This is a genomic window from Chitinophaga agrisoli (genome assembly GCF_008386695.1).
Lineage (GTDB): Bacteria > Bacteroidota > Bacteroidia > Chitinophagales > Chitinophagaceae > Chitinophaga > Chitinophaga agrisoli.
In genome coordinates, this window is the sequence record NZ_VUOC01000003.1 from 629703 (window position 1) to 644517 (window position 14815).

The window sequence follows — 14815 nt, forward strand, 5'->3', positions numbered from 1 at the left end:
TATTGGGTTGGATTCAACAATAGATTTAGTTACAGGCAGCGTTACTGGTATGGGACTACAAGAGAGAGCATCCGGATCAAAATCAATGGCGGTTAAAGACACATACGACAGAAATAATATCCCGGATTCGTAACAACAACTTTTCATGTAAGCATTAACTGAGTATTAACGCACTTACGGATGATAAGGGGCAAATAGACAGCAGAGCATCATGGTTTTGCAGGCGGCGCTTTTGACAGGAACTGATCCAGCGCATCCAGTTTCTCTGTCCAGAAGGCCCGGTATTGTGCCGTCCATTCTGCTACCTCCCGCAGCTTTTTTAATTCCGCATGACAATACCGCTCGCGGCCCTGTTGTTTTATCACCACCAGCCCGCACTCCGTCAGGATCTTTATATGTTTTGAAATAGCAGGCCTGCTAATGTCAAAGTTCTCCGCCACCGCATTGAGGTGCAGGGATTTCTGCGATAGCAGGTGAAGGATCTCCCGCCTGGTTGGATCTGCAATTGCCTGAAAAACGTCCCGTCTTATCATAGTTCGCTGGTTTTAGCCCTACTATGCAAAAGTAATGAAACCCTTTGGTTACTGAACGGCGGCTCCCCTAAATAAATAATAGGGACGCTACATACGTAATTGTACATAATCCGGATTCATTAAAAAAAGATTTTTAAAAAAGCAGCTGTTTAATGAAAAATCCTACATTTAATTAGCAAGGAATAGCCCTATTGACTAAAACTAAGGTGTCTTAACTGAGAAGATGTTCAAAATTGTCCATTGTAGTTATCCGATCAAGATGATCATTAATGCTACTACTGATTTCACGTTGTGAGGATAAGCTGCCATGTTGAGCCGCGTCTCATATGGTATGTTTTACCGGCTACTGATGACCCCTCTGTTGATTATTGCAGGAATGGGTCTTCAGGGCCTAAGGGCTCAGCACCTTCCCGGTAATGAGCGGGTCACGCTTGCGGGTAAACAGATAGCCATTGCAGACGTATTCCGGTCCATATGGGAACAAACAGGTATGCAGGCTTTTTACAATGATGAACAGCTCAGTAGTGCAGAAAAAATAGATGTCAGTTTTAGAAATGAGCGTCTGGATCAGGTGCTTACTACGTTACTAAAGAAACGGCGCCTTACCTGGTACTACCGCGAAGAAACATTCGTGATCCTGCCTGTAAAGGATCCTCCCGCGGATGCCGGTAAGGACGAAATGATGGAAAAAGAGGTCACCATCACAGGTACCGTCACCAGCCAAAGCGACAACACACCCATACCAGTTGCCAGCATACAGATCAAAGGCTCTCAACACGGCGTACATACCGATGAATCAGGAACTTTCACATTACCGGTTAACGGTCCCACCACCTTAATGATCCGTTCAATGGGATATGATCCAAAGGAAATAACGGTCAGCAATAAGCAGCCGGAACACTTAAAGATCCGGCTAACACCCGCCATAAAGGGGCTGAACGAAGTATTGGTGATCGCCTACGGCACCGCCATCCGGCGTAACCTTACCGGTTCCGTTAGCCGTATCACCGCGGAAGATATCTCCCAACAACCCGTGGCCAACCCCTTGCAGGCTATGCAGGGCAGGGTAACCGGTTTAAATATCATGCAAACATCCGGCTTGCCCGGCAGTGATTATAAAGTGGAGCTGCGTGGGCGTAACAGCATCAGCAGCGGCAATAACCCTTTTTATATTGTAGATGGCGTGCCTTTTACTGCCACTACGCTTTCCTGGGCTTCTGACCTGGGCACCAGCCTTGGAGCCAATATGTCCTCCAGCCCGCTTAACCTGATCAATGTAGCCGATATAGAAAGTATAGATGTGCTCAAGGATGCGGATGCCACCGCCATCTATGGCTCCCGTGGCGCTAACGGCGTAATACTCATCACCACAAAAAAAGGCCGTAAAGGCCCCGCCGGCGCTCATGTAAGCGTATATACCGGTATAGGTCAGGTGGGGCACCGGGTGCAATACCTCAATACGCAGCAATACCTGCAGATGCGCAGGGAAGCATTTGCCAATGATGGCGCCACCCCCTCTGCCACGGATTATGACATGCATTGGGATAGTACCCGCTATACCAACTGGCAGCGCGAAATGATCGGCGGCGCCTCCCGGATTATGGATGCGCAGGCCAATGTATCTGGCGGGTCAGAGCATGCGCAGTTTGCCATGGGTGCAGGCTACCGCCGGGAGAGCACGGTGTATCCCGGCAGCTTCGCCTATCAGAAAGGCGCGGTCAGCATGCGCGCCTCCTTTTCCACGCTGGATGAAAATAAGAGAGGCAAGGCGCTTTTCTCCGCCAATTATGTAACAGACCGGAATCAATTGCCCTCTACTGATCTCACGGTACTATCCACCGTATCGCCCAATGCGCCGCGCCCTTATGACGAGAACGGGGTGCTGAACTGGGAACACGGCGCTTTTGATAATCCTTATGCCAACCTGCTTAAACGGTATACCATGAACAGCAATAACCTGCTGGCCAGCGCCGTATTAAGCTATGAGGTATTGCCCGGCCTGCAGGTAAAGACAAGTATGGGTTATACCCGGATGCAGATGAACGAAACACAGATCAACCCTATTATCTCCCTGAATCCATCTTACGATTATGCCAGCGGTTATTCCCTGTTTGCAGATGGTAATATCAGCAGCTGGATCGTGGAGCCACAGGCCATCTACGAAAAGAAATGGCAGCATGGCAAGCACCGGAGCAAGCTGAACGTACTGGCGGGGCTTACTTTTCAGCAGGACTGGCGCAGCCAGCGGAGTTTCCTGGGCACCGGTTATACCAGCGACGCGTTGCTGGAAGACATGACCTCTGCGGCCGTACTTACCCGCTTAGGCGTAGTGAACACCCAGTACAGGTATAATGCCGCGTTTGGGCGCATCAACTATATACTGGACGAACGTTATATACTTAACCTTACCGGGCGCCGTGATGGATCCAGCCGCTTTGGACCGGATAACCGCTTTGCCAATTTTGGCGCTGCAGGCGCTGCCTGGATCTTCTCTCAGGAGAAATGGCTGAAGGGATTAAGCCCCTTCCTCAGTTTTGGTAAGCTAAGAGGAAGTTATGGCATTACCGGCAATGACCAGATAACGGATTATGGCTACCTGGATACGTATGTAGTAGCCCCCCTGTACCAGGACGACCGGGGGCTGATGGCCTCCCGCCTCTATAACCCCGCCTACAGCTGGGAAAAGAACCTTAAACTGGAAGCAGGGCTGGAACTGGGGTTTGCAGACGACCGCGTGTTGTTCAACGTTAACTGGTACTATAACAGGTCTTCCAATCAATTGGTGGATTATACCCTGCCTGGCGCAACGGGTTTCCCGTCTATCCGCCGTAACCTGCCCGCGCTGGTATCCAATACCGGCTATGAATTTGAGCTGGTGACCACCAATATCAGCAGGGGCCGTTTTAGCTGGAGCAGTAGCCTGAACCTGAGTATGCCCCGCAATAAGCTGGTACGGTTTCCCGGTCTGCAAAGCTCATCCTACAACGCATGGTATACAGAAGGGCAGCCGCTGAACGTATTTAAAGGCGCGCATCTGCTGGGCGTGGATCCTAAAACAGGGGTGTATGTGTTTGAAGATATGAATAAGGACAGTGCTTTCACTTTCCCGGGAGATTATACCGCTGTGAAGAAGACCGGTACTTTGCTGTATGGAGGGTGGCAGAACAGCTTTCAGTTCAGGAACTGGCAGTTGGATGTATTATTCCAGTATGTAAAGCAAAATAACTTTAGTTATCTATATGCGAATGTTATGCCGGGTATGAATGCAAATCAGCCGGTTTCTGTGTTGGACCGCTGGCAGCAACCGGGCGTTAATACCGCCATACAACAATATACGCAATCACCTGGATCCCCCGCGGGCCTTGCATTTGCCATTGCTATGGCTAGTAGTGATCAGATGTACAATGATGCATCTTTTATACGTCTTAAAAATATTTGCCTCACTTACCAGCTGCCGGCAAAATGGTTAAAAAAGTGCCGGCTGAAAAATAGTCAGGTTTTTTTGCAAGGGCAGAATGTGTTTACCATTACCCGTTATCCGGGCATTGATCCGGAAACAGCCGCCCAGCTGGAAACCTATCCTCCCCTGAGGAGTTTGATACTGGGCTTGCGTTTTAACTTTTTCTAAATTGATGGAATGTCAGCAATTCAACATAACATGAAAAAGGCAGGCCTGCTGGTCTGTTGGCTGTTTATCATAAGCAGTTGTACAAAGTTTGTTGAAATAGACCCGCCAAAAACAGAGACCATTGTAGGACCTAAAGTATTTACCAACGATGTGGACGCTACTGGTGCAGTAATAGGCGTTTATGGTGAAATGATCCATAGTAGTGGGTTTGCCGGCGGGTACACACAAAGCATTACGTTCCTTTCTGCATTGTCTGCGGATGAGCTTACAAATTATTCCGGCCAGAGTGTGCCAAGGCAATTCTATGAAAATGCAATAAGCGTAAACAATGCCGCCATCGAAAGATCTTTGTGGAATGAGGGTTACCGCTATATATATGCTGCCAACCGGGTGTTACGGGGCCTACAGACATCCAGCGGCGTATCTGCGGCCACCAAGTCGCAGCTGATAGGGGAAGCGCAGTTTATACGGGCATTCTGTCATTTTTACCTGGTAAATCTGTTTGGAGCGGTGCCGCTGATCACCAGTACTGATTATGAGGTGAATATGATAAAACCACGCACCTCAGTAGACTCCGTGTACAAACAGATCATTGCTGATCTCAGGAATGCACAGTCCCTGCTTAGGAATGATTATGTGGACGGACAGAAGGTACGCCCCAATAAAGCAACTGCAACGGCTTTCCTGGCCCGCGTATACCTGTATCGGAAGGACTGGGCGAATGCGGGACAACAGGCTTCCCTGCTGATCAATGATCCCGCTTACCGGTTAAATGATACTTTAAACGAAGTTTTTTTGCAGAATAGCGCCGAAGCTATCTGGCAGCTCGTGCCTAACATGCCTACCTATAATACCTGGGAAGGCGCCAATTTTATACTAACGGCTGCGCCAGCGGTATCGTCGGTAAACGCCACTGCCCTGAGCCCGGAACTGCTGGCGGCATTTGAGCCAGGAGACCTGCGAAGGACTAATTGGGTAGATAGTATTACAGTGGATACCAACCAATACTTCTTTCCCTACAAATACAAGGTCAAAAGAAGCGATTACCTCACGGAATATTCCATGGTGTTACGCCTGGCGGAACAATACCTGATACGGGCAGAGGCGCGGGCACAGCGGGGGAATTTCCTGGGCGCCAGAAGCGACCTGAACATGCTGCGACGGCGGGCAGGATTGCCGCCTGCAATAGCCAATACTTTAGCTGCTATGTTAAGAGCTATCACGCATGAGCGGCAGGTAGAGTTATTTACAGAATGGGGCCACCGCTGGCTGGACCTGAAACGTACCAACACAGCCGCGGCGGTGCTGAGCCACATAAAACCCGCCTGGAAAAATACTGCCGTATTATACCCGCTTCCTCAGAATGAACTGGCAAAAAATCCGCTCCTTGGCGCCCAGAATGAGGGCTATTGATGGAAAACAACGAATAACTATGCCCGGACCTATGCAGAGTATGCACTGATACTTCCTCAGTATTACTGTATGTTGCTACTTCAGTTTTGACCCAGACCTACCTTCGCTTTGACCGGCGACCGTAACTCATTTTTGTCGACGAAAATTGGAAGATGCCGAAAACCATTTAGAGTAGGCGATTTCTCTTAACCAAAATCTATCTTTTATGAAAAAGAGAGTATTGTCATTGGCGTTCATCATTGCAGCCACCCTAACCGCATCATTTATTACTAAGGCCAATACAAAGGTTTTTGCTGTCCGGTTTATGGATAACGTAGCGCCAGGCGCCTGTCAGCTTGGTTCTAGCTTGCCATCTGTCTGTGTAGCTATTACTTTGGATGAAATTTGTCAGCTGGTACAGGGGGGATTAACGCGCACCTGGTATCAGGGAACAACTTGTGTAATACCGTACTACAAAATGCCATAAGGCGCATATCCACATAAAAAAGAGGCCGCCTCTTTTTATGAGGCGGCCTCTATGTCTTACTGCTTCGCCGGCACACTCCGGCATCACCCGGAATGCGCCTGAGGAACTTTCAGCATTCCAGGCGAAAGCCCCTCGCCCTTAAGCTTCTTTTATGCGCCGGCGAAGGGAGGAAGGAGGCATTTATCTAAAATGCAGTACGCCTTCCTTATCAAAATAGTAGTCAATATTAGTGGCGTTCTTGACGTCTTCCATCAGCTCCTGTATGGGTTTGTGTTTATTCACAATGCCGCTGAAGTGCATGGCATACGCTGCTGAGCCGTTGTCTATCACCGCGGGTATGCCCATGTTGCGGGTCAGAACGGTGCAGATCTCAGATATAGATGCGTTCTCAAAGAAATAGCTGCCGGAGCGCCAGCCTAATACCGCCCGCGGATCAAACGGGTGCATAGAAAGCGCTTTATCGCTGCACACAGCTTCCATACCGGGTTTTACCACCATGGCAGATGCGCTGCCCTGTATTTTTACCGCGCCGTTCACCAATGCCAGCCGCAGTAGTTCCGGCTGATAGGTATTGATATTAAATTCTGTGCCCAGTACCTGCACGGTGCTGTTAGGCGCATGCACAATAAAAGGTTGGGCGGCGTTGGTAGCTACTTTCACATATGCTTCGCCGCTTAAAAGGGTTATTTCCCGGCTGCTGCCGTTAAAGTGGAACGGGAACTGCAGGCGGGTGGCGGCATTAAGCCATATCTCAGAACCATCAGACAAGACAAGTTTAAATTCTTTGCCTTCAGGCACCACCAGCGTATGCTGGCCGCTATGGGTAAAATTATTACGGGTATCGAATGTAAGCGTGCCGTTGCGCTCGTGCAATTGCACATCGCCCAGGTTAATATCCTGCTGTTGGCCGGTGAGGGGAATGGTCTTATTATCTGCCAGCGCTAACAATACCTGCTTTTCCGCAGGCAGGCTGGCGGCTTGCTGGGCAGGGGGCGCAGCGCGCCGTTGCAGCAGGTAATAGCCGGCGCCAAACAACAGGCCTGCGGCTGCAGCTGCTATGGCCAGCTTGCCATAACGGTGCAGGGAGAACGGCCTCCTGGCCGGTTCATGGGGTTTGATAACGCCTAAGAGGTCTATCCAGTCCTCATCCTGCTGCAGGCGTTCGAGGTCCAGGCTGTCCTCATCGTGAAGGGCCATCTCCAGCGCGTCAAAAGCTTCCCGCATACACTCATCCCGCTCCAGCTGCGCTTCCAGGAAACGCTCATCACGGGGTTGGATGATACCGGCAATCTTTTCATACATCAATTGCCAGATGTACTCATTCTGTTGTTGTGTGAACTGTGTTTTCACGGTTACATGGTGTTTCTTGGCAGACATAAGATCAATGACAGAGGCTCCGATAAGATGTTGCCAATTGATAAGGTTTTTGATATTTTTAGTGCTGAGGTATCAGGGCGTCACCGGTGAAGGTGTTCCCTGTTTCTTACAACGTTCCGTAAGTGCCTTGAACAGAAAGGTCCTTAAAGGAACGCGAACATTCTTAAACAGGTGCTGGTCCCAACATTCAATGAAAAAATCTTCCACCATGGTTTTTGCTTCCATTTCGTTGGGGATGTAGGTAGAAGCCACCACTAACAACCATACACGATACTGCCGGTATGCATCATTCAACGCATTGGGGTCACCGGACCTGAGCTTACGTAATAGCTGTTTGTCATTGTGTTGCACAACTTTTCGTTTCATACGCTATGGATTGATAGTACAGACACAAAAACTAACCCGATATGAAACCTAATGTTCGATGTCACAACAGCCGGAACCAGGCGACATTTTAGAGAAAGAGCATCTGACTTTTCAGGGCGGCGCGTTAGTGATTTTGTTTGCGACAAGCAACTGTGCCTCTCTATTTAATAGCCGAAATAAAAATACGTAAAAAATTATGTTACGGATGTTAACGACTGTAATATTTTTTATTAATGCATTGATCTCCTTCACGATTAGTCAGATAGTTCATTTTTAACATAAACAACCGCCAGGCGGCTCTTACCACCGCTAAAGGTGTGTAATTGACAATTGTATGGCCGGGCTACAACCAGCGCCGGGGGATTTCGGTCTTATGCATCCGATGGCAATAAAAATATTTGCGCTTATACGTAACGGTTACCTGCTGATCATTTTTGACCGGATCATACATACAGGATCATATTAGTAGCAATACTGCAATATAACTGCAGCCGTATAAGCGCAGACATGGTTTCGTTACTGCCGGGATATTTATGCTGCGTTTTAATTAATTGCAGCAATGTGTCAAAAAGGTCCGTATATGGGTGTCAATGCAGTTGCATAGCAATGTCAATGCAGTAGCCATGCAATAGGAGGGCTGTTTTGGATAGTAAGAGATTGATTATTAATTGATTGATCTGTTTTCTCATATTTCTGTGTCCTAAAACGGTAAGGCAGGGGCCATTTCTGCCAGAGTTGGTATCTGCACATCCGCCCATCTGCGCATCCGCACATCTACCAATTACCCGGTTTTTTTCCAGATCGCGTAAATCTTTTTCCCGATATCGTAATTGTCCCCGCTGCCGGTGTCGCAATTTTGCGGCGTAAACTAAACTGTAAGTAGCAAACATGGATGTGTCATTTGTTCGGAGATTCGTATTAGTATTTAGTTTGATGTTAGGTCTTGCCAGCATTACCTTAGCCAACGGCGAAGAGGATCCCTTGTCAAGTATCAGGGGGAAAGTAACTACCGCAGACGGTCTGGCCGCCCCCTATGTAACCATACAGGTTAGCGGCACTAAAAAAGGCGCCGTTACAGACGAAAAAGGGGAATTTATCATCCGCCGGCTCAATCCCGGTACTTATACGCTCCACATCTCGCTGGTAGGTTTTGAGACCATCGATAAAGAAGTAAGCACCCAGGCTGGTCAAACCGCCAAAGTAGATTTTACATTACAATTGAATGATAAACAGCTGCAGGAAATAGTGATCTCCGGCCACCGCAACAAACTGGCCACTGCCTCCAGCGACTATGTGAATAAGATGCCGTTGCGTAACCTGGAGAATCCCCAGGCCTACACCACGGTGACTAAGGAGCTGATGCAGGAACAGGTTGTGCTCACGGTAGACGATGCCATGCGTAATGTACCCGGCCTTAGCCGTATGTGGGAAGCTACCGGCCGTAGCGGTGATGGCGGCAGCTTTTACAGCCTGCGTGGTTTTATTACCCAGAGCTATCTGCGTAACGGCGTAGCCGGCAACGTATCCAATACCATAGACGTAGCTAACCTGGAAAGGGTAGAAGTGCTCAAGGGCCCTTCCGCTACCTTGTTTGGCAATGCGCTCACCTCTTACGGCGGTCTTATTAACCGCGTTACCAAAAAGCCCTACGATCATTTTGGCGGCGAGGTGGCTTATACTGGCGGCAGCTACGGTCTTAACCGCCTGAGCGCGGATGTGAACGTGCCCCTGGATCAGGAAAAGAAAGTGCTGCTGCGACTTAATACCGCTTATTCTTCAGAAGGCAGCTTCCAGGATAACGGCTTTGCGCGCAGTTTTGTACTGGCCCCCAGCGTTTCCTATAAAGTGGATGACAAACTCTCCTTCCTGCTGGATGCGGAATTCTACCACGGTAATAATACTGGCCTGCGGGTATTCTTCTTCCCCTGGGGCCTTACAGTAAAAGACCTGGGCGTGGATAGGGCAGATAAGCTGAATATCGATTACAAACGCTCTTACGCCAACGATGACCTGTACCAGACTTCCCGGAACGCCAACTTCTTTGGGCAGATGAATTACCGGTTCTCCGATAAATGGAGCTCCCAAACCAATTTCACGGTAACGAACAGTTATTCTGATGGTCCGTCACCTTACTTCTACCTGCTGGCCGGCAATACCAGTATTTCGCGGAATGACCAGTTCACGGATAACAGCACGGACCAGGTAATAGAGATCCAGCAGAACTTTAACGGAGATTTCCAGTTAGGCAGCCTGCGCAACCGCTTTGTAGGCGGCCTGGATTTTATGTATCATAACTCTGACCAGATCTTTGGCGGTGGCACCTTTGATACGGTAGATGTAACGAAACCTATCCCTAACTACCGGGAGTTCAACCGCGTAAACCTGGATAAACTGTACCAGAACGGCGGTAATGTATTCCCTTATCTTTCCATCTATAAGGCTAACACTTACAGCGCCTATGTATCCGATGTGCTGAACCTCACAGATAACCTGATGGTGCTGGCCGCATTGCGCCTGGATCATTACGCCTACCATGGCTCCTATGATCCAACCACCGGTCAGATAGGCATTTTCGATCCTACAACCAACGCCACCAGCGGCCTGCCTTTTACGCAAACGCAGCTGGCGCCCAAGTTTGGTATCGTATACCAGCCCATCAAGGATAACATTTCCCTGTTTGCCAACTACCAGAGCGGCTTTACCAACAAAGCGCCAGACCCGGTGACAGGTACGGTGTTTACGCCGGAAAAGGCCAACCAGATGGAAGCCGGCGTAAAGCTGGACCTGTTTGACGGTAAACTGAGCAGCACGCTTAGCTACTACGATATCAAGGTAAAAGACATTGTACGCCCCGGCGGCGCGCCTAACAGCTATATACAGGATGGTACCCAGTTTAGCCGTGGCATAGAGGCAGAGGTGATTGCCAGCCCCATCCGCGGTATGAACATAGTAGCAGGTTTTTCCTATAATGACTCTAAACTGGAGAAAGTAGCGGATAAGAACGTGGAGGGCCGCCGGCCCAACACGGCCAACTCGCCTTATGTGGCTAACCTGTGGATCAGTTACCGTATACCCACCGGCGCGGTGAAAGGCCTGGGCTTTGGCTTTGGCGGCAACTATGCCAGCGATAACAAGATCATTAACGATGCCGCGCTGGGTGTATTCACCCTGCCCGCATACACGCTGGTGAACGCCTCCTTGTTCTACGATCAGCCTAAATTCCGTATATCCGCCAAAGTGGATAATATCGGTAACGAGAAGTATTGGATCGGTTACACGACGGTAAATCCGCAGAAATTGAGGAGCTTTGCAGCCAGCGTAGCATTGAAATTCTAATATAGATTCCTGGATCAAACACGATATGACAACCAAGCATCGTAACCTAAAGTACTGGATCGGGAAAGTTCATCTCTGGCTGGGCCTAAGCGCCGGGCTGATCGTAGTATTCCTGGGCATCACCGGTTGTATACTGGCTTTTCAGCGGGAGATAGAGACCGTTACGCTGTCTTACCGCTATATTCAAAACGAACAAAAGCCGCTCCTTCCGCCATCCGCGCTGAAGGAGATTGCCATGAAGGCATTGCCCGGTAAAGCGCCGCATAGCGTAACCTTCTTTAAAAAGGACCGGGCCGTTGAAGTGGCCTTTTATGCCGCGGAGCCGGAGTACTACTATGTGGCATATATCAATCCCTACACCGGCCAGGTCCTGAAGCTGAAGAATATGGATCAGGACTTTTTCCGGGTGGTGCTGATGGGCCATTATTACCTGTGGCTGCCGCCTGCGATCGGTCAGCCCATCATGGCCTCCGCCACGCTTGTCTTCCTGGTCATGCTGATCACAGGTATCGTGCTGTGGTGGCCAAAGAACAGGGCCGCCAGCAAGCAGCGTTTCTCCATTAAATGGAACGCCCGCTGGAGAAGGATCAACTACGATCTGCACAACGTGCTGGGCTTTTATGCCACCTGGGTAGTGATCTTTATTGTGCTTACCGGTTTGGTGATGGGTTTTCAATGGTTTGCCCAAACCGTATACTGGACCAGCTCCGGCGGTAAAACGCTCACGGAGTATTATGAGCCTGTTTCCAATACAGCCGCCAATATCGCTCCGGCGCGTATGCCCGCTACAGACCAGATCTGGGAAAAAATGAAGGCCGCCTATCCCAATGCCGGCCTCATAGAAGTACATTACCCGGAAAACGACAGCGCCTCCATTGGCGCCGTAGCCAACCCGGATATAGAAACGTACTGGCAGCAAAGCATTCTCTTCTTTGATCAATACACGCTGAAAGAGATCCCCGTTACACATTCTTATGGCCGTTTTGAAGCCGCCACCGGCGCAGATAAGCTGGCGCGCATGAACTATGATATGCATATCGGCGCCCTGCTGGGATTACCCGGTAAGATCATGGCTTTCTGCGGCAGTCTTATAGCCGCCAGCCTGCCCATCACCGGCTTTTATGTCTGGTGGGGAAGGCGGCATAAAAAGCATCCCGCTAAAGCTGTAAAAGGGGCCAGGGTAGCTATGGCGTAGGTGACCGGCCTGTATTACATTTTGTGATACCTTTAGTGCCTAAATGATCACGTCATGAAGCGCAGCCCAATTGGTTGGATATTACTGGCCTCCATTATCACTATTACATGCCCTCTAAAGGCGCAACAAAAAGAAGCACAGAAAAAACAATTCCTTAACCAGCTCATACAGCGTATGACGTTGGAAGAGAAAATAGGGCAGCTGAACCTCCTTACCAGTGATATGGATGTAACCGGCCCCTTTATGAAACCCGGTTATAAAAAGGATATTGAAGCGGGCCTCTGCGGCTCCATCTTCAATGCCTATACCCCGCAATATACCCGCCAGCTGCAGGAGATGGCCATGAAAACAAGGTTAAAGATCCCCCTGTTATTTGGTTATGATGTGATCCATGGGCATAAGACCATTTTCCCCATTCCATTGGGAGAGGCCTGTACCTGGGACATGGCCCTGCTGGAAAAAAGCGCGCGTATAGCCGCACAGGAAGCCAGCGCTGATGGCCTGCACTGGACCTACTCGCCCATGGTGGATATAGCCCGTGATCCCCGCTGGGGCCGCGTGGCGGAAGGGGTAGGGGAAGATACCTGGTACGGCGTGCAGGTAGCCAAAGCCAAAGTAAAAGGTTACCAGGGTACAGACCTTTCTGCCAAAGACGCGGTGCTGGCCTGCGTTAAACACTTTGCCCTCTATGGCGCCATTGAGGCCGGCCGTGATTATAACACCGTAGACATGAGCCGCCGCCGCATGTTCCAGGATTACCTGCCTCCCTATAAAGCCGCTATTGACGCCGGCGTAGCCACCGTAATGACCTCCTTTAACGAAATAGACGGCATACCAGCCACCGGCAATAAATGGCTGCTCACAGACCTGCTGCGCAAGCAATGGGGTTTTAAAGGTTTTGTGGTAACAGACTATACCTCCATCACAGAGATGATCAACCACGGCGTAGTAAAAGATGAGCACGACGCAGGTGCGCTGGCCCTTAACGCCGGCGTGGATATGGATATGCAGGCCGGTATCTATGCATCCCAGCTAAAAACACTGGTGCAGGAAAAAAAGGTGACCGTGCAGCAGATCAATGATGCCGTGTATCATGTGCTCGCTGCCAAATACGACCTGGGCCTGTTTAAAGATCCCTACCGTAACTGCGACACTGCATTGGCCCGCCAGGTGATCATGAGCCCTGCACATCTGCAGGCCGCCCGCGAAATAGCGCAGCGCTCCATTGTGCTGCTAAAGAATGAAGCCCAGCTGTTGCCGCTAAAGAAACAGGGAACCATCGCCCTTATAGGCCCCCTGGCCAACAGCCAGCGGGATATGATCGGTAACTGGTCTGCCGCCGGCGATGGCAGCAAAGCCGTAAGCCTCTTACAAGGCATTAAGAACAAAGCAGGCAATAACGTAAGAGTACTATACGCACAAGGCGCCCATTACACCAGCGATACTGGCCTCCTGAAAAAAGCCCTGCAGAAAGCCCGCCTGGATGCGCAGGATACGGCCAACAGCGCGCAGCTATTGGCAGAAGCCGTAACCCTGGCTCAACAGGCAGATGTAGTAGTAATGGCCCTGGGCGAATCGCAAGGCATGACCGGTGAAGCCGCCAGCCGCTCCAACATCAGCATACCGGAAAACCAGCAGCAGCTGTTAAAGGCTATACGCGCCACTGGCAAGCCAGTAGTGTTGGTGCTGTCGAATGGCCGCCCACTTACGCTGGAGTGGGAAGACGCCAACGTTCCTGCTATCCTGGAGACCTGGTTCCTGGGCACAGAAGCCGGCAACGCCATTGCAGATGTGCTGTTTGGCGACTATAATCCTTCCGGCAAGATCACCATGACCTTTCCGCGCAACACCGGTCAGATCCCCATCTACTACGCCCACCGTACTACCGGCCGCCCGCTGAACCCGGATAATAAATACACCTCCAAGTACCTGGATGTTTCCAATGAGCCGTTGTATCCTTTTGGTTATGGCTTAAGTTATACCACCTTCAGCTACGGCGCCGTACAGCTCAGCAAACAGCAGATCAGCGCCGCCGCGCCCCTGCAGGTGAGCGTAGCCGTAAGTAATACCGGCAATTACGATGGGGAAGAGGTGGTACAACTGTATATCCGCGATAAAGTAGGCAGCGTTACCCGCCCCGTAAAGGAGCTCAAAGGGTTTAAGAAGATCATGCTAAAGAAGGGCGAAAACACTACCGTTACCTTCACTATTACGGTAGATGACCTGAAGTTTTATGATAAAGACATGAACTGGAAATACGAGCCCGGCGATTTCACGGTATTTGTAGGCCCTAACAGCCGTGACGCAAAGGGTACGGATTTTACTTTGAATTAACTGCCAATAAATTTTGATTTTCAGCATTTCTTACTATTTTTGCCCCGTCATTATGATCATTAACATACATATCCATCATCACCATCATACTTACCAGAACGGTAGGCAGGGATGATATTATGTGTAACCAGCATATTTAAATATCAGAGGCTTACCGGAAAGGTAAG

At 49.9% G+C, this 14815-nt stretch carries 9 protein-coding genes; 6 read left to right on the forward strand and 3 right to left on the reverse strand.

Features of this window, described 5'->3' with window-relative positions; genetic code table 11:
* Positions 1-209 precede the first annotated feature (209 nt).
* Positions 210-530: an ArsR/SmtB family transcription factor gene (locus F0L74_RS17950; protein ID WP_149839534.1), complete on the reverse strand. Its 321-nt coding sequence runs from the start codon at positions 528-530 to the stop codon at positions 210-212.
* A gap of 352 nt (positions 531-882) precedes the next feature.
* On the opposite strand from F0L74_RS17950, the gene F0L74_RS17955 reads away from it, so the two are divergent.
* From F0L74_RS17955 to F0L74_RS17965, 3 genes are all read left to right on the forward strand, one after another.
* Positions 883-4161 (forward strand): SusC/RagA family TonB-linked outer membrane protein, encoded by a 3279-nt coding sequence (locus tag F0L74_RS17955; protein ID WP_188316052.1) that lies wholly within the window; start codon positions 883-885, stop codon positions 4159-4161.
* A 9-nt stretch (positions 4162-4170) separates the two neighbouring features.
* A complete protein-coding gene (locus tag F0L74_RS17960; protein WP_149839258.1) occupies positions 4171-5574 on the forward strand; it encodes a RagB/SusD family nutrient uptake outer membrane protein in 1404 nt (467 codons plus the stop codon).
* 205 nt (positions 5575-5779) lie between these two features.
* On the forward strand, positions 5780-6040 hold the full coding sequence (locus F0L74_RS17965; protein WP_149839259.1) for a hypothetical protein: 261 nt from the start codon (positions 5780-5782) through the stop codon (positions 6038-6040).
* A gap of 180 nt (positions 6041-6220) precedes the next feature.
* On the opposite strand, the gene F0L74_RS17970 is transcribed toward F0L74_RS17965, so the two are convergent.
* Together F0L74_RS17970 and F0L74_RS17975 are read right to left on the reverse strand one after the other, a co-directional pair.
* A complete protein-coding gene (locus F0L74_RS17970; RefSeq protein WP_188316053.1) occupies positions 6221-7390 on the reverse strand; it encodes a FecR family protein in 1170 nt (389 codons plus the stop codon).
* A gap of 99 nt (positions 7391-7489) precedes the next feature.
* On the reverse strand, positions 7490-7783 hold the full coding sequence (locus tag F0L74_RS17975; protein ID WP_149839261.1) for an RNA polymerase sigma factor: 294 nt from the start codon (positions 7781-7783) through the stop codon (positions 7490-7492).
* 933 nt (positions 7784-8716) lie between these two features.
* On the opposite strand from F0L74_RS17975, the gene F0L74_RS17980 reads away from it, so the two are divergent.
* The 3 genes from F0L74_RS17980 to bglX are packed head-to-tail and all read left to right on the forward strand — an operon-like array spanning position 8717 to position 14648.
* Positions 8717-11119: a TonB-dependent receptor gene (locus tag F0L74_RS17980; protein WP_149839535.1), complete on the forward strand. Its 2403-nt coding sequence runs from the start codon at positions 8717-8719 to the stop codon at positions 11117-11119.
* Between the two features lie 25 nt (positions 11120-11144).
* The gene (locus tag F0L74_RS17985) at positions 11145-12314 is read left to right on the forward strand and encodes a PepSY-associated TM helix domain-containing protein (RefSeq protein ID WP_149839262.1); all 1170 of its coding nucleotides are present in this window, start codon (positions 11145-11147) and stop codon (positions 12312-12314) included.
* Between the two features lie 54 nt (positions 12315-12368).
* Positions 12369-14648: a beta-glucosidase BglX gene (bglX, locus tag F0L74_RS17990; protein ID WP_149839263.1), complete on the forward strand. Its 2280-nt coding sequence runs from the start codon at positions 12369-12371 to the stop codon at positions 14646-14648.
* Positions 14649-14815 lie beyond the last annotated feature (167 nt).